20 protein-coding genes and 2 tRNA genes are annotated in these 18,721 nt (G+C 39.4%); 4 read left to right on the top strand and 18 right to left on the bottom strand.

The features are described 5' to 3' along the window. Nucleotides 1–23 precede the first annotated feature (23 nt). From FM071_RS02655 to FM071_RS02600, 12 genes are all read right to left on the bottom strand, one after another. The gene (locus FM071_RS02655) at nt 24–1,103 is read right to left on the bottom strand and encodes an ABC transporter permease (protein ID WP_193111489.1); all 1,080 of its coding nucleotides are present in this window, start codon (nt 1,101–1,103) and stop codon (nt 24–26) included. Continuing rightward, nucleotides 1,103–2,224 carry an ABC transporter permease gene (locus tag FM071_RS02650; protein WP_193111488.1) on the bottom strand — a complete coding sequence of 374 codons (1,122 nt, stop codon included), beginning with the start codon at nt 2,222–2,224 and terminating at the stop codon, nt 1,103–1,105. Before FM071_RS02650 ends, FM071_RS02655 begins: the two co-directional genes overlap by 1 nt. Then, nucleotides 2,221–3,843: an ATP-binding cassette domain-containing protein gene (locus FM071_RS02645; protein WP_193111487.1), complete on the bottom strand. Its 1,623-nt coding sequence runs from the start codon at nt 3,841–3,843 to the stop codon at nt 2,221–2,223. Before FM071_RS02645 ends, FM071_RS02650 begins: the two co-directional genes overlap by 4 nt. 5 nt (nt 3,844–3,848) lie before the next feature. After that, on the bottom strand, nt 3,849–4,964 hold the full coding sequence (locus FM071_RS02640) for an HlyD family secretion protein (RefSeq protein WP_193111486.1): 1,116 nt from the start codon (nt 4,962–4,964) through the stop codon (nt 3,849–3,851). Further along, the gene (locus FM071_RS02635) at nt 4,965–8,027 is read right to left on the bottom strand and encodes an efflux RND transporter permease subunit (RefSeq protein ID WP_193111485.1); all 3,063 of its coding nucleotides are present in this window, start codon (nt 8,025–8,027) and stop codon (nt 4,965–4,967) included. Between the two features lie 2 nt (nt 8,028–8,029). Continuing rightward, on the bottom strand, nt 8,030–8,737 hold the full coding sequence (locus FM071_RS02630; protein ID WP_193111484.1) for an efflux RND transporter periplasmic adaptor subunit: 708 nt from the start codon (nt 8,735–8,737) through the stop codon (nt 8,030–8,032). Beyond that, nucleotides 8,734–9,993, bottom strand: a complete 1,260-nt coding sequence (locus tag FM071_RS02625) for a TolC family protein (protein WP_193111483.1) — start codon at nt 9,991–9,993, stop codon at nt 8,734–8,736. Before FM071_RS02625 ends, FM071_RS02630 begins: the two co-directional genes overlap by 4 nt. Before the next feature lie 2 nt (nt 9,994–9,995). After that, nucleotides 9,996–10,586 (bottom strand): TetR/AcrR family transcriptional regulator, encoded by a 591-nt coding sequence (locus FM071_RS02620; protein WP_193111482.1) that lies wholly within the window; start codon nt 10,584–10,586, stop codon nt 9,996–9,998. 136 nt (nt 10,587–10,722) lie between these two features. After that, a complete protein-coding gene (locus FM071_RS02615; protein ID WP_193111481.1) occupies nt 10,723–11,109 on the bottom strand; it encodes a hypothetical protein in 387 nt (128 codons plus the stop codon). Between the two features lie 40 nt (nt 11,110–11,149). Then, a tRNA-Asn gene (locus tag FM071_RS02610) sits at nt 11,150–11,224 on the bottom strand. A gap of 22 nt (nt 11,225–11,246) precedes the next feature. Then, nucleotides 11,247–11,323, bottom strand: a tRNA-Met gene (locus tag FM071_RS02605). A 64-nt stretch (nt 11,324–11,387) separates the two neighbouring features. Continuing rightward, nucleotides 11,388–11,630, bottom strand: coding sequence for a glutaredoxin domain-containing protein (locus FM071_RS02600; RefSeq protein ID WP_193111480.1), 243 nt, complete (start codon nt 11,628–11,630; stop codon nt 11,388–11,390). 182 nt (nt 11,631–11,812) lie between these two features. On the opposite strand from FM071_RS02600, the gene groES reads away from it, so the two are divergent. From groES to FM071_RS02580, 4 genes are all read left to right on the top strand, one after another. Then, on the top strand, nt 11,813–12,073 hold the full coding sequence (groES, locus tag FM071_RS02595) for a co-chaperone GroES (protein ID WP_193111479.1): 261 nt from the start codon (nt 11,813–11,815) through the stop codon (nt 12,071–12,073). 27 nt (nt 12,074–12,100) lie between these two features. Continuing rightward, nucleotides 12,101–13,744: a chaperonin GroEL gene (groL, locus tag FM071_RS02590; RefSeq protein ID WP_193111478.1), complete on the top strand. Its 1,644-nt coding sequence runs from the start codon at nt 12,101–12,103 to the stop codon at nt 13,742–13,744. Between the two features lie 164 nt (nt 13,745–13,908). Beyond that, nucleotides 13,909–14,784 (top strand): patatin-like phospholipase family protein, encoded by an 876-nt coding sequence (locus tag FM071_RS02585; protein ID WP_193111477.1) that lies wholly within the window; start codon nt 13,909–13,911, stop codon nt 14,782–14,784. Further along, on the top strand, nt 14,768–15,007 hold the full coding sequence (locus tag FM071_RS02580; protein WP_193111476.1) for a hypothetical protein: 240 nt from the start codon (nt 14,768–14,770) through the stop codon (nt 15,005–15,007). The genes FM071_RS02585 and FM071_RS02580 overlap by 17 nt, the downstream gene beginning before the upstream one ends. A gap of 1 nt (nt 15,008) precedes the next feature. On the opposite strand, the gene exbD is transcribed toward FM071_RS02580, so the two are convergent. The 6 genes from exbD to FM071_RS02550 are packed head-to-tail and all read right to left on the bottom strand — an operon-like array spanning nt 15,009 to nt 18,719. Next, the gene (exbD, locus tag FM071_RS02575; RefSeq protein ID WP_193111475.1) at nt 15,009–15,401 is read right to left on the bottom strand and encodes a TonB system transport protein ExbD; all 393 of its coding nucleotides are present in this window, start codon (nt 15,399–15,401) and stop codon (nt 15,009–15,011) included. A 2-nt stretch (nt 15,402–15,403) separates the two neighbouring features. Then, nucleotides 15,404–15,853 carry a TonB-system energizer ExbB gene (gene exbB / locus FM071_RS02570; protein ID WP_193111474.1) on the bottom strand — a complete coding sequence of 150 codons (450 nt, stop codon included), beginning with the start codon at nt 15,851–15,853 and terminating at the stop codon, nt 15,404–15,406. Beyond that, nucleotides 15,853–16,686 (bottom strand): sensor histidine kinase, encoded by an 834-nt coding sequence (locus FM071_RS02565; protein ID WP_193111473.1) that lies wholly within the window; start codon nt 16,684–16,686, stop codon nt 15,853–15,855. The genes exbB and FM071_RS02565 overlap by 1 nt, the downstream gene beginning before the upstream one ends. Further along, nucleotides 16,676–17,332, bottom strand: a complete 657-nt coding sequence (locus FM071_RS02560; protein WP_226960563.1) for a response regulator transcription factor — start codon at nt 17,330–17,332, stop codon at nt 16,676–16,678. Before FM071_RS02560 ends, FM071_RS02565 begins: the two co-directional genes overlap by 11 nt. After that, nucleotides 17,322–18,329, bottom strand: a complete 1,008-nt coding sequence (pyrC, locus tag FM071_RS02555; protein ID WP_193111472.1) for a dihydroorotase — start codon at nt 18,327–18,329, stop codon at nt 17,322–17,324. The genes FM071_RS02560 and pyrC overlap by 11 nt, the downstream gene beginning before the upstream one ends. A gap of 48 nt (nt 18,330–18,377) precedes the next feature. Beyond that, entirely contained in the window at nt 18,378–18,719 is a 342-nt protein-coding gene (locus FM071_RS02550) for a hypothetical protein (RefSeq protein WP_193111471.1), read from the bottom strand. Between the last annotated feature and the right edge of the window lie 2 nt (nt 18,720–18,721).

The raw sequence follows: 18,721 nt of genomic DNA, 5'->3' as shown, positions 1-18,721 counted from the left end.
CGAAGGTTCCACTCACTTCGTTTTTAGAATAACTTTCCAATTTTTCTAAACCCATACCAGTACAGTAGAATTCCCAAAATAACAACACCACTAAAATACGGCCACAGATCTACAAATGCAGTCCCTCTGAAAAATATACTTTCAGTACCTTCAATATAATAACGAAGCGGTGAAAAGAGTGACAGTGTCTGAAACAGAGGATGCATCGCGTAGATAGGTGTCCACGCACCGCTTAAAAAGATCAACGGCATCATGATCATAATGGAGAGTTGTGCCACCTGCATCACATCTTTGGAAACTGCTGCTACAAAAAGCCCAATACCGGCACTCGATATAGAGTACAAAAGAGTAAGCAGCATAAATGCCCAAAAGGAACCATTGAGTGGTATATCAAAGGCACCAAGCAGTACAAACCCCACTGTCATAACCGTACCAACCATGACAATGATTACCTGAGAAAAGCTTTTTGCCAAGATGGTAATCTTTGAGTCCACCGGCATAAGCAGCATAATATCCCAAGTACCTTCTTCTTTCTCTTTTACAAATACGATTGCCGTTAAAATGACGATAAGAAGAGTTATGACAGATAGCAGTTCTGTCAGTGCCATAAAAGTGTGATTGTCCGCATTTTGGTTAAAAAGCTTATGAGACTTTATCTCAAGTGGAAAATTTTGTTCCTGAAAGTCAAAGACAATATTTTGAAGATAGCTGAATGTCGTCAAACTTTGTGATGCGGCTGTAGCATCAAGCAGTAAATTTATCTGTGCTTTTTTTCCGCTTCTATAATTTTTTGCAAAATCAGAATCAAATATAATGCCGACCATTACCTCTTTGTTAAAAATGGCATTAGAAAGTTCTTTTTGTGAAAGAAAGGCGATCGGCTGTCTAAATTCCGGTTTATGCAATCTTGCAAGAATCTTTTGGCTCACGCCGCCGCCTGTCTCATCAACATAACCGACAACGACATTGCGAGGTTTTATCTGTATACCGGCTCCTGCAATATAGACATCTGCCGTAAAAAAGTAGATGACAAGCAATACCAGCATCACTGAACGCAAGAAACTAAGGAGTTCTTTACTGACGATCATAGCAAATATACGCATTATTTCATCTCCTTTTTAAGCAGCAGTCTACCTGCAGTAAAGAGCACTACGGCAAAGCCTGTCAGGATAAATAGATATAAAATATTTTTCTCAGAGCTTAACCCTTGCCCTATTAAAAATGTATCATAAATAATATGATTGTAATACATGACAGGAAAACTGTGTGCTTCATAATACGACTCTCCGACCATAGAGGAGATAGGCATCAAGATACCGGAGTATAAAAACCCCGGAATAATAGTGATAATGACCGTTAGAACAACTGCAACCACCTGTCTACTCGTTATAACTGAAATGAGCATGCCGATTGAAAGGCTAATGAGTACATACAGCTCACTGCTCAGCCAGTAAAGCATAAAACTCCCTCGAAAAGGAACGCTAAACACATAGACAGCCAACAAAAAGAGTATAAAAATATTCGCAGAGTGCAGTAAAAATGCAGGAAAGAGTTTTGCAAATAAAAATTCACCTTTACTGAGTGGCGAAGCATAGAAATTAAAGATAGTACCCTTTTCTTTCTCTTTTACGATCAGAAGTGCCGCAAGTATAGCCGGAGCGACCAAAAGAACAAGCCCGATAAGTCCCGGAACGATGGCATCTTCATCACGCATTGCCTGATTAAACAGCGTGCGCTGATTGAGTGTTATCAATCCTTTAGAAGCAAGTCCACTTTTTTTTGCCACCTCACTCGCAGCATCAAGCACAGTACCTTCTATGTAACTCTCTATTGTTGTTGCACGAGTAGGAAACGATGCATCGACAAAGACACCGATCTCACTTTTTTGCCCATGTAAAAGTCGTTTTTCAAAAGAACTTGGAATAATGACAATAGCATCTTTTTTCGCCTGCTTTATAAGTCGAAGTGCACTCTGTTCATCCATCTGTGAAACTTGGGCGTTGAAGTACTTTGTATGCTCGAACTTGGAGGTGAGCATGTTGGAATATTGGCTCTTGTCATTGTCGATGATCAAAACCCGAGCATGCGTTACATCCATGCGGATGCCATATCCAAAAAGCAGTAAGATCATTGTCGGAAGAAGATACACCATCACAATAAGACGCGTTCTATAGAGCTCCATAAATTCTTTTAACATATATGCTTTTATAGTCGTTATTTTCATGAAACATCCTTGTAATAGCTCAGGAAAATATCTTCAAAAGTTGCAGCGTTTGGATGGGATTTGTAAAAATTCTCTATAGTGTCATCTGCGATCTTTTTACCTTGTTTGAGAAGTACGACCCGGTCACAATACTCCGCCTCACTCATATAATGTGTCGTAATCAAAATAGAGATATTCCATTTTTCTTTGAGCTTTCTTAGTATCTCCCAAAACTGCGCTCTTGCAATAGTATCTACTCCACTCGTCGGTTCATCCAAAAAGAGCACAAGCGGTTCATGTATAAGTGCTGCTGCAATAGAAAATCGTTGATTGACACCTAAAGGCAGGTTGGTCGGCAGTTCTTCCATATACTCTTTAAAGCCGAGCTCTTTGGCATACTGCTCAATCCTTTGCAAAGCTTTATCTAAAGGCAAATGGTGCATATTGGCAAAATAGATCAAGTTCTCCCGTACAGTCATATCATTATAGAGTGCAAAGTGCTGTGAGACGTAGCCTATTTTAGATTTGAGTGTTTGACGATCATCTCCGCTTTTAATGACTTTTTCAAGTAAGGTAAGTTCTCCTTCATCGATAGGGTAAAGTCCCAAAAGCATTTTTATAAAAGTCGTCTTTCCTGCACCATTCGCACCGAGCAGTCCTAAGATCTCACCGCGTTTGAGTTCTATGTCTACATGATCGTTTGCCGTAAAATTTCCAAATCTTTTTGTGACACCTTTAGCCTGCATTACAACTGGCGGCATTGCAAGTTCTTCATCTCTTTGAGCAATGTCAACTTGAGGCAGAAGCCTTTTCTTTTGTAAAGCATTTACAAAAAAGAGTCCTTCCAATGTAGGCTCTGCATGTTTTACATCTAAAAAATTCAGTGAATAGGTACGTTTATTAAATGTCAGGCATTCATTGCCACAATCACTCTGCTCATATACATAAGGACGAATGGAGTCTATGAGTTCTTCATTTGTTCCTCTTGCAATAATTTCACCTTCATCAAACAAAAGTATTTTGTCCATTTTGGAGGCTTCTTGCATATAAGCGGTACTTACTAAGATGACCGTGCCCTCTTCTTTGCGTATATTGTCTAAGATCTCCCATAACTCCAAACGGCTTAAAGGGTCCACTCCTGTTGTCGGCTCATCTAAGATAAGCAGTTTGGGACGATGCAAAAGTGTACAGATCAGTGAGAGCTTTTGCATCATTCCGCCGCTTAGTTTTCCGGCTTCTCTGTCAACAAACGAACCAAGTCCTGCCATATGAAGCAGTTTTTCTCTGTATGCATAGAACTTTTCGTCTTTCTTAATACCTCGAATATCAGCAAAAAATGACAAATGCTCGCCCACAGTCAAAGTGTCGTAAAGTACAAGCCCTATACCTTGAGGCATCAGTCCGATATCCGGCTTTATCTTTTCCGCTTCTTTTGGTGAATGATAAGCAATACCATTATAGACAACTTCCCCGTTAAAACGAAGAACACCTGCTATTGCATGCATCAATGAACTTTTTCCGGCTCCATCGGCACCGATGAAACCAATAATTTCTCCGCTTTTGGCTTGAAGTGAGGCATCTTTTATACCTACTCTTTTTTTGTAAGAGACAGTGACGTTTTTTACTTCAAGAGCAGCCATGTTTTTTAAAGTACCGGAATATCATTAAGAGAATTCGGCAAACCTTTACCGTCAAGGGAAACAACACCAATCGCCGGAATACCAAGTTTTAAAAGTGGATCAACCTTGAGAGGCTTGAGATGCACAGCAAAAACCCTTTGAATTCTGTCACTGCGTACACTTACCTCTTTTGGAGTAAATTCCGCCTTTTGGGCGATGCGTACAACTTTTGCCTCAATAGGATGATCCGGATAGGCGTCAAGAAAGATCACCGCTTTATCACCAAGCTTTATTTTTCCGTTTTGAATAGTATCTACAAATATTTTCAGGTATAAACTATGAGGGTCTAAAAGCGTTGCTACCGGCATACCTCCGCCTATAACTTCTCCTTCATTAGCAATTTTTTCAACGGTTACTCCATCTATAGGTGAACGAAGTGTCATCTCATTTATCATCGCGTCCACTTGTTCTTTTGAAGCTTTGAGCGCTTTAATCCCTGCTTGAATAGCTAAAAGATTTTGTTGTGCCGCTTGCGCATTAGTTACACTGATTTTGGCTAATTTCACGGCTGATTCAATCTCTTTTAACTGTTCGTTTAAAGCTGCTAATTTTTTATTTTCGGTATCGACCTTAAGCTGTGCAAGTTCAAATGCGTGTTTGTCAATACTTTTACTTTTATAAAGTTTTTGAGAACGTTTAAAATCCCGTTTAGCCTGAGCAAGCACCTCTTTTTGAATCGAAATATTTTGCTCAATTGCATTTTGGGAAGCCTTCGCTGAAGAGAGTTGTTGTTTTGCCTGTTCAAGTTGAAGAGGAATAGCAGTTTTTGAAATATCCTGCTCAATCTCTTTTGCTTTTATCTGCTCTTGCAAACTTGCTTTTTGCGCTTCAAGTTCTTTGCTTTTTAATATGCCCACAACCATACCCTTTGTAACAGGCACGCCCTCATCAACAAATATCTTTTCCAATCTTCCTGCATATTTGGCATTTAGATTGACCAAATCACCATCCATGCGTCCGGTTCCTTCAACTAAATTTGAAGCTAAAGTTTTCGGATGCAACTTTGTATAGATCATTACACTGGCAATCACCAGTAAAATCACTATAAAAATCGCTAACCAATATTTCTTAAAAATCTGCATCTAAGCCTCCTTTACCAGAGTGTCATTTTCTATCTTTTTCTCGTACCATTTACGCAACCATCTATCAAGAGGATTTATCATCTTGTAAATCACCGGCACAACTAACAGTGTCAATACCATAGAACTCACTAAACCACCGATAATGGAAATGGCCATCGGTGCTTTTGTCTCACTTCCCAAAGAATTACTCAGTGCCAATGGCAACATCGCAAATATCATCGCAATCGTCGTCATAAGGATCGGGCGCAGTCTTTTCTCACCTGCTTCTAAGAGTGCTTCATCGGCATCTTTACCTTTGGCAACGGCTTCGTTGGCGAAGTCAACCAACAGTACCGCATTTTTACCGACCATACCCATAAGTAGCATAAAACCTATCATTACAAAGAGACTAAAATGAAGCTGCGTGAGGTAAAGTGCTATCATAACCCCGATAATGCTCAGCGGCAATGCCATCATGATGATAATCGGCTGAATAAGAGATTCATATAAAATCGCTAAAATAATAAACATCAGAATTACAGAAAGACCGATGGCTACACCAAAAGCTTTCATTGTCTTACCCATCTCTTCTGCAAAACCTGTAAATTTATAATTCACTCCTTTTGGAAGCCATTTATCAACGCCCTCTTGCGTATATTTTACCGCACCGCCAAGGTCAAGTCCAAAAAGATCAGAGTAGATGGTCACCTGCCGTTGTCTGTTGTAGTGGTAAATAGAAGCAAGAGATTGTGACTTATGAAACTCTACGAGTCCGTCAAGAGAAATGAGCTGCCCATTTTTTGCACGCAATTCGATCTTTTTCAGATCATCTATGCTCACACGTTCACTGTCAGGCAGACGAAGCGTAATTTTATACTGCTTCCCGCTGTATTCAAAATAAGATATCTCCAGATCACTTGAAAATGCGATAGAAACCGCTTTTGCAATCTGTGCTGCAGAGATACCGACACGATTAGCATTTTCACGAATGATTTTAATATCAATCTGCGGTTTTCCTTCATCAAGATTAGAGTCGATATCGACAAATCCCTTTTTCTTGGCAAGGTAATCCATCAGGTTTTTACGCGCCATGTCAAGCTTATCAAAGCTGTCTCCGGTAAGTACGATCTGATACGGTACCGTCACTCCCGCACCTTTAATGTTTGGAATAGCCGCAGCTGTGATGAACATCTTGTCAGAAAACGCTTTTAATTTTTGACGAAATGACTGGATGATCTCTTCTTGATTTTTAACGCGTTTGGCTTTTGGCGTCAGTTTGACATAGATCAGGGCTTTATTTTTTTCTTTCACGCTGTTATATCCGACGCTTAAAGTGGTAAAGACGACATTTTTATCTGCATGCACCATATTTTCGACCTCTTTGGATTCTCGTATCATCTCATCAAGACTTATTCCGGTAGGAGCACGCAGTTTTATCTCAAACTCTGCCTTATCCTCTTTAGGAAGGAAATCCATACCGATTTTTGGAAAAAGTGATAAAGAAGCGACAAAAACACCAATGACAAAGAGAAGTGTAAGCACTTTAAAACGCAATACAAATTTCAGTGTTACCGCATAGATTCTATCTAAAAGTTGAAAGATCGGTTCCGTTATATTATAGAACCTGCTTTCTCCTTTATGCAGTACCCTTGCACTCAAACTCGGCATAAAACTCATGGCAACCGTGTAAGAGATAATAACAGCGAAACCGACCGTCATAGCAAAACTCTCAAAGAATTTTCCGACTATCCCGCTCATATGTGCAACCGGCAGAAATACCGCCAAAAGCATTGCCGAGATGGCAAGAATGGCAAATGCCATCTCTTTAACACCGTAAAGTGCCGCTTCAAACTTATCCATCCCTGCTTCCATCTTTTTATAGATATTTTCCAGTACAACAATGGCATCGTCGATAATAATACCGATGGCTAGAGTAAGTCCGATAAGTGTCATTTTATTAAGATCAAACCCCATAAAGTTCATCAGAGCTATTGTGCCAAGAATAGAGATAGGGATCGACAAAGCGGAAACCAAAGTAATAGTAAAGTTTCTCAAAAATACAAATATAATAATAACAGCCAGAAATGCACCGTAGATCAGATCGAACTTTACATCTTCAAGAGAGTGGATGATAAAAGGTGTCGTATCCTGCAGCGTTGCGACGCCATACTTCTCCCCTGCCATCTTTTTCAGTTGTGGGATCGTTGCTTTGACACGATTGACAATGTCTATGGTATTTGTTCCCGAGATCTTTTGCACTTCAAGCATAACACCTGGCGTGCCATTGTATGAGGAGTAACTTTTTGCATCACTCAAAGAGTCGACTACCGTTGCCAGATCTTTAAGTCGCAGATCATCTTTGACGATGATATTTTTCAACTCATCTACACTGAGTGCATCAGCTTTTGTTTTGAGAACGATCTCTTTGGTTTTTGTTATGAGTTTCCCGCCACCGATCTTAACGTTTTCACGTGCAACTATGTCATTTAATTCTTTAACGGTAATGCCGAACTTATTGAGTTTATAGATATCAGGAAAGATTTTAATCTCTCTGTCTTTGTAGCCGATAATATTGATCGCACCTACTCCATTGATCTTCTGCAGTGCCGGTTTGACTTTTTCATCTGCAAAAACCATAAGATGCTGCAACGACTCTTTTTTCGCTGTTAAAAAGACATTGATAACAGGTGCGCCGCCGATGTCAAGCTTACTGACAAGCGGTGTCTGAGCATCTCTTGGTAGTACTACAGCTGAAACTTTGTCACGCACATCATTCGTTGCTTCATCAATGTTGCGTTCTAAAAAGAATTTTACAATGACAACTGAGACACCGTCACTGCTTGTAGAAGTAATGGAATCTACACCGCCGATGCGTGAGACCGCCTCTTCTATTTTCTCTGTTACCTGGGACTCTATTGTATCAGCTTCTACACCCGGGTAAATAGTCTTTACTGTAACCAATGGAAAATCTACATTTGGATAGAGTGCCGAAGGCATACTTTTAAAACTCATATAACCGAATATCACTAATGTAAAGACATACATCAGTGTCGCTATCGGTCTGTTTATCGCTAGTTTATACATTTTTATTTTCCATCAACGATGATGTAACCATCGCCAAAAAGCCCGACAGTAAAATCTTTTGCTTTGACTTCAGCCCGCATCTTTCTGTTTTTGAAATCAGCATACGGATAAACTTTTGAGATAACACCTTTATAAGCTTTGTTATCACCGTCTACTCTGTACTCAAATGTCTGCCCGACTTTTACTACACCATGATATTTTTGATCGAACTCCAAAATGAGTTTTCTCTCACGCAGACTTTGAATTTTAAAAACGGTTTTGAGCATCATGCCGCTCACTGCATCTCCAACTTCGATACTTTTATCATAAATCACACCTTCAAACGGAGCTTTTAAAATGGTTTTATTATATAAGGCCTGCTGATAGGCAACGGATGCTTTTGCATTTTCATAGTTGCTAAGCACTTTGTCATATTTACTTGCGTCAATAAGTTTTTTTATTTTCTCTTGTCTAGCGAGTTCTCTTTTTGCGTATTTATAGACTATCTTTGTTTTCTCTAGCATCGCTTTAATGTCATCATTATCAAGAGAAGCCAGAGTCTGATTCTTTTTTACAACAGAACCGATATCTACATTGACCTGCTTGACGATACCGCTGGCCGTAAAAGCAAGGTTCGCACTCTTTTGCGCGCTCACATCAAAAGTAGCATAAATTTTCTCTGCGTGAGTGAAACTCACCAACATTAATAGGGCTAAAACTGTTTTTTTCATTTGAGGTACTCCTCGAGATTTTTATTGTTATAGTAATAATAAAGTGCATAAGCGATTTCCAGATTGTTCAGCGCAGTTTCATACCTTGCTTTTGCCTCTGTTTTTGATGAAAGCGCATCAAGATAGACAACATTGTCCACTATGCCTGCATTGTATTTTTCGGTAATTGTTTTTAGAGCACTAGTTGCTGCTTTGAGAGCACTTTTTGAACTTTTTATGTTGAGTTTGGCAGTATGAATACGCTGCGTTGCAAGTTCTAACTGCATTTTTTGTTCTTTAGATTTAAAAATTATCTGCTGATTGAGTGCATCTGCTTGCAGTTGAATAGCCTCTTTTTGTTCTCGAAGCGTTCCAAAGTCAAAGAGTCGTATACCCACTGTTGCCATAATTTCGTTTTGATTATCCAAAAGCTCTATTGGTGCAGGCGGCACACCAGCAACAGGAATCTGTATAACAGGTTTGTCTTGATAACCGTAAACAGAGTAGGTATCTTCTATGCGGATAGTAGGCATATAGTAACTCGTCACTGTCTCACTCAGATTCTCAAGTGCACGTTTGTTAAACCTCAAAGCCTGAATACTGTCAAGTTCTTCTTGGTTGTCTTGAACAGTTTTTACAAACTCAGATTCATCCAGAGAGCTGATTCTTTTTCCTACTTTGAGTTCTAGTGCTTTTTTAAGCGCTGTGATCTGAAACTTGATAGACTCAATCGCATAAATATTGCTGTCATATGCAGACTGCAGTCTATCTACATCATCGCTAGTTGCTAAATCGGCCTCATAAAAATGTCGGACACGGTCAAGTTGTGCTTTTACTGCGTTTGAAGCTTCCACTCTTGCTTGCAGCGAAGCATTGAGACTTTGGAGATTATAAAAGTCCTGTGTAATTGAAAGCTCAGTTGATTTTTTCGTATCTTCATAAGTAAATCCGGCGGCTCTTTTCTCATTTATCTTTTGTTTTTCAGTATATGATTTTTTTCCGCCATCATAGATGTCAAATCCAAGTTTTGCGTTTGCTCCATAGACAGTTCCCGGTTGAAAAGGGCTTGCATCATCATCTCTTTTGTAAAAAGCACTTGCATCAAGTGTAGGATAATAGTTGCTTTTTGCACTTTGCACCTCCTTGTCTTTTGCCTCTACAGTAATTTTAGAAGCATTGACAAGATTATTGTTCTCTTTGGCGAACTCCAGCAATGACTTCAGATCATCACCAAACATCAAAACAGGAACAACCGTGAGTAAAAGTAGTTTCTTCATTTTTATTTCTCCATTAAATCAAATAAAATATCTATCTGTGCATTTATCTTGTTTTGCAGATCATCAATGGCTTTTGTAGTAACACTCATCAAAAAAAGCCCCTGTGCAAAAGCAAATATTCCCATAATAAACTCTTTTGATTCAGCCTTTAGCTCACCTTTATTGATTCCCTCTTGTACAATAGTTTCCATCCAATTCGCATAAAAGTTATAGCACTCGGTTTGAAAATCCAGCATTGCTTCATTTTTACTTGTCAGTGCGATTGCCATAAACTGCTTATATATCTCACGCAGCTCTTTATCTGCATCTACATAAAAGAAACCAAAAAAGTTTTTTATCTTTTCTCGCGTTGTAGTAAGTTCAGCTAAATTAGCCTCTTTTACAAGGTTATGTTTGAGCATAAGAATTTCAACGAGTTCAAAAACAATCTCATCTTTGTTTTTGAAGTATTCATAAACCGTCCCTTTGCCAATTTTGGCAGCCTTTGCAATTTGAGAGATCGTAATGTTGTTAATACCCTCTTCTAAAATCAGCTCTTTCGCCCCAAGAGCAATATCTTTTTTCTTCTGTTCCTTATCGACAATGATTGCCAAGAGTAACCTCCAAATTTATTTTGACCGACTATCGTTCAATGATTATAATGCTTCTAAGATTAATGCATTATTAAAAACGATAAAAAATGTTTATGAAAAAGTTGTGGGTAAAAAGAGAGGAAGTTGGTCTGAAGGATTAAAAAGTATACCCAAGTGCCAGACCGACATACTTACCTTCAGTTTGAGAATGTGTTATAACAGGAGTTAAAATATATTTATCAGTAAGCCATGCACCAAAGGCAGCCCCAAGTGTATTGGCAGTGAAATCTAAGAATTGTCCGCCAGCACCGCCATACTCAGCATACTGTATACTTTGATCCACCAGACCATACAGTGCACTCACACCAAATCCAATAATGGCACGATCTTGTTTATAGTCAGAAAATTGATCTGCAACAGCAGTGCTGACGCCGGCAAGAACTGCTCCACCAACAAAGTGGCTTGCTTCACTGTTGAATGAATCATTTGCATGTAATTGTAAGGAGAGAGTCACTGTGCTTAATAGTAGTAGTATTTTTTTCATTGTTATTATATCTTTTTGATTTTATAAATTGATTTTGAAGTGGCTCCGGATACTGGATTCGAACCAGTGACCAAGTGATTAACAGTCACCTACTCTACCGCTGAGCTAATCCGGAATGTAAGAAGTATCTTAAGAAATGGTGTCAAGAGAGAGACTTGAACTCTCGACCTCCGGCTTATGAGACCAGCGCTCTAACCAGCTGAGCTACCTTGACATCGCTTAAGAGGCTGGAATTATACATAAGTTCATCTTAGAGTTTTATAAAAGTTATATATCTTTTAATTTAATGCTTTTTCTATCGCTTTTTGATCAAAGCCGCAGATCCATCGACTGCCGATAAGAACGACCGGTACGCCTCGACATCCGTGTTTTTCACAATCTTGTGCAGCTTTTGTGTCTTTTGTAATATCTATGGCTTTGAATTTTATGCCCTTGTTTTTAAAATACTCTTTTGCCACATTGCACCATTTACATGTTGGTGAAGTAAAAAGAACCACTTTTTTCTGTTTTTTTGCTTCCATATACTGTTCTCTCCTTTATATAAATCTTTTTGTTATTATAAGACCTGTTTTCTTTATAGTTAATAAAGTTTCATAATAATATTAAGAAAAGTTTAGTCGCTTAGACTAAGAGTATTGACATTTTATTTTTTTTCTTGTATTATCTCATTTGTAATTTATAAACATATTAGGAGGATAATTAAATGAATTTCAAACCACTAGGTGATAGAGTTTTAGTGCAGAGAGTCGAAGAGACAAATACAACTGCAAGTGGTATTATCATCCCTGACAATGCGAAGGAAAAACCTTCAGAAGCAAAAGTAGTCGCAGTATCAAGCGAAGTAGAAGATGTAAAAGTAGATGATATAGTTGTTTTTGGTAAATACTCCGGTACTGATCTTACACTCGACGGAAAAGAGTATCTTGTTTTGGATACTTCAGACATTCTTGGAATAAAAGCGTAATCATAAAATATTTATAAGGAGATTTATATGGCAAAAGAGATAATTTTTTCAGACAATGCAAGAAATAAACTGGCACGCGGAGTTGAAAAACTCACAGATGCGGTAAAAGTGACAATGGGGCCACGCGGTCGTAATGTTTTGATTCAAAAATCATACGGCTCACCGGTAATTACAAAAGATGGTGTTTCCGTTGCGCGTGAGGTAGAGCTCGCTGACAAACTAGAAGATATGGGTGCACAGCTTGTTAAAGAGGTGGCATCAAACACTGCTGATGAAGCAGGTGACGGTACTACAACTGCAACGGTACTGGCAAATGCAATCTTCTCTGAGGGTCTTAGAAACATTACAGCAGGTGCGAATCCTGTTGAAGTAAAACGTGGTATGGACAAAGCGAGTGAAGCCATCTTAGCAAATCTCAAAGCAAGTTCAAAAGCCATCAAAGATAAAAATGAGATCGCACAGGTTGCTACAATCTCTGCAAACTCTGATGAAGAGATTGGAAATATGATCGCAGAGGCGATGGAAAAAGTCGGGCAAGACGGTGTTATCACTGTTGAAGAGGCAAAAGGTATCGTTGATGAGCTTGATGTAGTTGAAGGTATGCAGTTCGATCGTGGATATCTAAGTCCATATTTCATTACAAACACTGAAAAGATGACAGCTGAGATTGAAAATCCTTGGATCTTACTTGTTGACAGCAAAATTAACTCACTCAAAGACCTGCTTCCTGTTTTAGAGCAAGTTCAAAAAACAAACCGTCCACTGCTCATCATCGCTGAAGATGTAGAGGGTGAAGCACTTTCAACATTGGTTGTCAACAAACTTCGCGGTGTTCTCAACATCTCTGCAGTAAAAGCGCCTGGATTTGGTGACAGACGTAAAGCGATGCTTCAAGACATAGCAATCCTTACAGGTGGAACTGTCATCTCTGAAGAGACAGGGCTTACACTTGAAGGTGCCAACATCGATATGCTTGGACAAGCTTCTCGCGTCGTTATCGACAAAGACAACACTGTCATCGTCGATGGTTCAGGAAGCAAAGAAGCTGTTGAAACACGTGTAAAAGAGATCAGAACACAGATGGAAGCGACAACAAGCGAGTATGATAAAGAGAAACTTCAAGAGCGTCTTGCAAAACTCAGCGGTGGTGTCGCAGTCATCAAAGTAGGTGCGGCGACTGAAACTGAGATGAAAGAGAAAAAAGACCGTGTAGATGATGCACTCTCAGCGACAAAAGCCGCTGTTGAAGAGGGAATCGTCATCGGTGGTGGTGCGGCTCTTGTTCGTGCAGCTGCAAAAGTAAGTCTCGATGATCTTGAAGGTGATCAAAAAATCGGTGCTGAGATTATCTTACGTGCTGTAAAAGCGCCTGTAAAACAGATTGCAAAAAATGCCGGTTATGATACAGGTGTCGTTGTTAATGCAATCGAAAATGCTGAAAGCGAAACAATCGGTTTCAATGCGGCAAACGGTGAGTATGTAGATATGTTCGAAGCAGGTATCATCGACCCGCTTAAAGTTGAACGTGTTGCACTTACAAATGCAACATCGGTATCTAGCTTACTCCTTACAACAGAAGCTGCTATCTTCGAACTTCCAAAAGAAGAAGCTGCCGCACCGGATATGGGAGCAGGAATGCCTCCACAGATGGGAATGCCGGGTATGATGTAAACAGGCGTTAAGAAAACGACAATTTCTTGTCGTTTTTAGCCTGTGCACCAAAGTCTGATATGCAAAACATTAGACAACAGAATCCACTCCTTCCTTTTTAAATACATTTTCTAAACCTTCATTATTTATATCTTGATATAATACACTCAAAAAGAGCACAAACAGTGAAGGAAAAAACTATCTCTCTCGTTCTTGGCAGTGGCGGTGCACGGGGCATCACACACATTGGCATAATTAAGTGGCTTGAAGAGAACGGTTATGAGATAAAATCTATCTCCGGCTGTTCTATGGGTGCACTCGTTGGCGGTTTTTATGCTGCCGGCAAGCTCGATGCCTATGCCCAGTGGTTAGAGAACATAGATGTACTCGATATGCTTAAACTCCTTGATTTTAAAGGAAGCGGTGGTTTTGTATCGGGGACAAGACTTATGCAAAAACTCCAAGAGCTTATAGGTGAGCACAATATCGAAAGTTTGCCTATTAAATTCACAGCCGTCGCTACTGATATAGATACCCAAAAAGAGGTCTGGATAAATGAAGGCCCTCTTCTTGATGCTATACGTGCCTCCATCTCTTTGCCTCTTTTCTTTACCCCTTTTACCTACAAAGGTAAACGTGTTGTAGATGGCGGTGTACTAAATCCTGTACCGATTGCGCCAACCTTTCACGATGCTACAGATCTCACGATATCTGTCAATCTTGGTGGTGAAGCCATGCAAAAGCCTCTCCTTGAAAAAGAAGAAAAATCGCAAAAATCATTCAAGAACATCATCGATAATTATCTCAATAGAATTTCACTTCCTGACTCTTTTATAAAAGAAAACGGCATGTATGCCGTAGCGAACAGATCGTTTGAGACGATGCAAAGCAGCATCGCACGAATGAAACTAGCAGCTTATCCGTCCGATGTGGAGATTGACATTCCCATTAATCTTTGCGGGACATTTGAGTTTAACAGAGCAAAAGAGCTGATAGAATACGGCTACAATATCTGTGAAACCATTGATGAACTAAAGGAGCATAATGGAAAATCCATTTGAAAACGGACATATAAAGAACTATATTCTTCTCTACGTGAGCGTTGTTGTTATCATGATACTTTTTTTTATAGCGACATCGCTTTTCGATGAAGATGAGAAGAAAATAGAGAAAAGAACATTTAACACAGAGGTCAATGCTTCGCAAAAAAGAGTTAAAGCAAAAGAAGAAAAACTCCTTCATGCAGACAAACCAAAGTTTAAACTGCTAAAAACGGGGTACTAGCTTACTCTTTTGTAACGATATAGAGCTGTTCGTGTCCGAGTCGTTTTAAGATATCCATAACAGAGACAAAGTCTTGAAATTTTGACTCTTTGTCACTACGAAGGACAACTGTCTGCTTTTTTGAAACACCTGAAAGCTTCTGCTCCAATTGCGTGAGGTTTACTTTCTCTTTTTCAAAGAACATCTCCCCTTTTGCATTGACATAGACCGTCACTTCTTTTTTTGTCTCTTCTTTTTGCGTTGCTTTTGCCTCTGGAAGATCCACAGGTATAACACCCTGCTTAATGAATGTCGCTGTCGTTAAGACCATAACCAAAAGAACAAGCATGATATCGATAAACGGAATAACATTTATCTGATCGAAACGCTTGAAACTTTTTTTACATTTTGCCATTGCTATACTTCTTCATGGGCTACATCAAATTTTGCAAGAATACGCTCGACCTTTCTAAGAACGATCGTATAAGCAACGATCGCCGGCATAGCAACGACCAACCCTGTCGCAGTGGCTTTAAGTGCCAGAGCCAATCCCATCATGATCTTCTTTGCATCCACAGTCCCGATATCACCTAATGAGTAAAAAGTTATCATGATACCCACAACCGTTCCAAGCAGTCCAATATAAGGAGCATTTGACCCTATCATACTAATGATGCCGATATTGTCCGTAAGGTCCATTTCAAGGTCATCTCTGTGTTTATAGTCTTCTATACGAACACTTTTGAAAAACATCATTCTCTCTATAAAAAGCCAAAGGGTTACAACACTCATCAAACCGAGTGTTCCCATTACACCCCAGTCGAGTGCTGTTTCTGCATACGATATCATCGAACTTGTTGCTTGCATTATTGTTCCTGTTTAAATTTTAATTGTACTGTCGTACCTTTATCTGGTACCGAATCAAAGATAAGCTCTATATTGTTTTCATCACAAAACCGTTTGACCATGTTCAAACCGATGCCAAAGCCCTTCATTTCACTGTTTATCTGGTAATAGTTGTCAAAAATTGCCAAAAGTTCTACTTCATTCATACCTATACCGTAATCACGAATAAGCAGTCTGTTTTTTTCTATTGTAATATCTATGTTTTTGGAATCTTGAGAGTATTTTACCCCATTATCAATGAGGTTGTCAATAACTTTGCTTAGTCCTATTTTATCGAGATAAAGTTCCTGTTTGGATAATACCAAAGTGAACTTTATATGTGGGTATATCTTTTGTAAAAAAGCGACTCTTTTGGTAACAAGTTCATCAAGAGAAAAGTGTTCCTTTATCTCCTGCTTTGTCTGCATCTTGATGATATAATCAAGCTCGTTGTAACGCTGCTGCAGCATCTCGCAGGCACTCTCTATGCGTGCTGCACGTTTGACATTTTTTTCATCTTTAAGATTTCTCTGCAGCATTTGTGTATTTGTCGTTATGGTACTGATAGGAAGATTGAGTTCGTGAAGGGTCTCTTTTGAAAGTGACTGCAGGTTTCTGACATACTCCTGCAGTGGATCGACAGCGAGTTTGGAAATAAAAACAGCTGAAAGCACTACTAATGAAAGCAGAACAACCAACAATAAAAAATGATTTTTCAGCTCTATTATCTCAAGTGCATAATAGAGTACTGACAAAAATGCGGTTACTGTCAGGACATAGAAGACTATAATATTGATACGAAGATTACGAAACAAGTTTATACCCTATGCCGCGAACATTTTCAATGCATATATCCGGCAGCATATGTTTAAGACGATTGACATAGACTCTTAAAGCACCATCGCTGCCGCCTTCTGCACTGCTCCAGAGTTCATCGAGTATAAGCTCCTTTGGCAGTGTTTCATCGTGATGCTTTATAAACAGCAGCAGAAGTTCATACTCTTTTTGCGATAGACTCAATATCTCTTGCTTGTAGCGAATGGTCTTATGAACCTCATCGTAACAAAAATCACCGATGCAGTTACTTGTTTCTTTATGAGTGCGACGCAACACCGCTTTTACACGCAAGAGCATCTCATTCATTTCAAAAGGTTTTGTGATGTAATCGTCCCCGCCGTTTAAAAAGCCCTCTTCCAGACTCTCTTTGTCCTTGCGTGAGGTTAAAAAGATAGCAGGCGTCATATCATCCGCTCTGCGAAGTTCTTTGAGCAGAGAGAGTCCATCGATAAGAGGAACATTGATATCTAAAAGGTAGAGATCAAATCTATTTGCAAATGTTGCGTCAAGCGCGTCTTGACCATTTGGAGAATGACTAACTTCATAGCCTTCATCCTCAAGAAGATCGACGATCGTCTCACCAAAGAGCAGATCATCTTCGAGCAGGAGTATTTTAATCGACACTCTCAATAGCCCAGTTAATAGTCTCACCCGCATACATAGGTACAACATTTGAGTAGCTCTCAGGAACGACAAACGGACGTTTTTCAAGAGTCACTTCTTTGAATTCAGGGCAGATACCATAGATACTCTGCGCATTGTCACTGACAAACGCCTGTAAGTTGTCAAGTTTATCAAACTGCTCAAATATCTCACACAGAAGCTGCAATGCAATAGGTGCAGTAAAGACACCGGCAGCACAGCCACATGACTCTTTTTTGCTTCTTGGATGCGGTGCAGAGTCACTTCCGAACATCACTTTCGGATGTGCTTCAAGAGCAACACTTAAAAGTGCATCCAAATCTTCAGGACGTTTCGCGATCGGCTTACAGAAAAGATGAGGCTGCATCATACCGCCAACAACATCATCAAGTGTCAAAAGCAGGTGATGCACCGTAATCGTCGCATAAAGGTTTGGATACTTATCAAGCATATCGACAGCCGCTTTTGTCGTGATGTGTTCCATAACGATCTTCAGCTCAGGGAAGTTTTTCGCCAAAAGTTCATAGATACTCATAAACTCAGCTTCTCTATCCATCACAAAACCATCTGTTTCACCATGAACACACAAAGGAATACCAAGCTGGCTCATCGCCTCCAAAGTCGGTCTCATCTCTTCAATGTCAAACGAGCTAACGCCCCCTTCAGAGTTTGTTGTAATGCCGGCAGGATAGAGTTTGATCGCCGTGATCTCTTCTGCGACATCTGCAAGAAATTTTTTGTCATAGTTTTTGTAAAAAAGTGTCATGTACGGTTCAAAGTAGTCATTTGGCACAGCAGCCATAATACGCTCTTTATAAGCGATGACATCCTCTTTGCTCTCAACTGGCGGAACGAGATTTGGCATGACGAGCGCACCGCTGAAAGAGTAGGCGGTAAGCGGTGCTATATTTTCAAGCATAACACCGTCACGCAGGTGCAGGTGCATATCAAGCGGCATTAAAAGAGTATGCGTTTTCATTTGGAAAAATCCTTTAAATTTAGTAAGATAATTATAGCGTATATGGAATTAAAGCACCCATAAATAAACATCTATAAAAGAGATGAACATACCTAAAAAAGCAAGCATTTTATAGAGATGGCTCAACTTTATAAACGGCTTTCCGTCGATGAAAATACCAAGCTGAACAGCAGAGACCATCAAAGAAGCAAGGATAAAAAAGAGATAAGAGACCAAAAGCACTACATACCATGTTTTGTGTATAAATCCATATGCAAACAGGGCAATAACCGCAGCAAGAACGATGACATTTTGAACGAGCATATTGAGATTTGCTTTTTCTTCTTTTTTATAAACACGCGCAATTTTAAAGTAGATAAATGAAAAAAAGAGACCGAGATAAAAGAGCATGG

It is taken from the genome of Sulfurimonas paralvinellae, assembly GCF_014905135.1.
Classification (GTDB): domain Bacteria; phylum Campylobacterota; class Campylobacteria; order Campylobacterales; family Sulfurimonadaceae; genus Sulfurimonas; species Sulfurimonas paralvinellae.
Note: the sequence above shows the minus strand (reverse complement) of the source record. Positions and strands in the feature narration are given on the sequence as shown.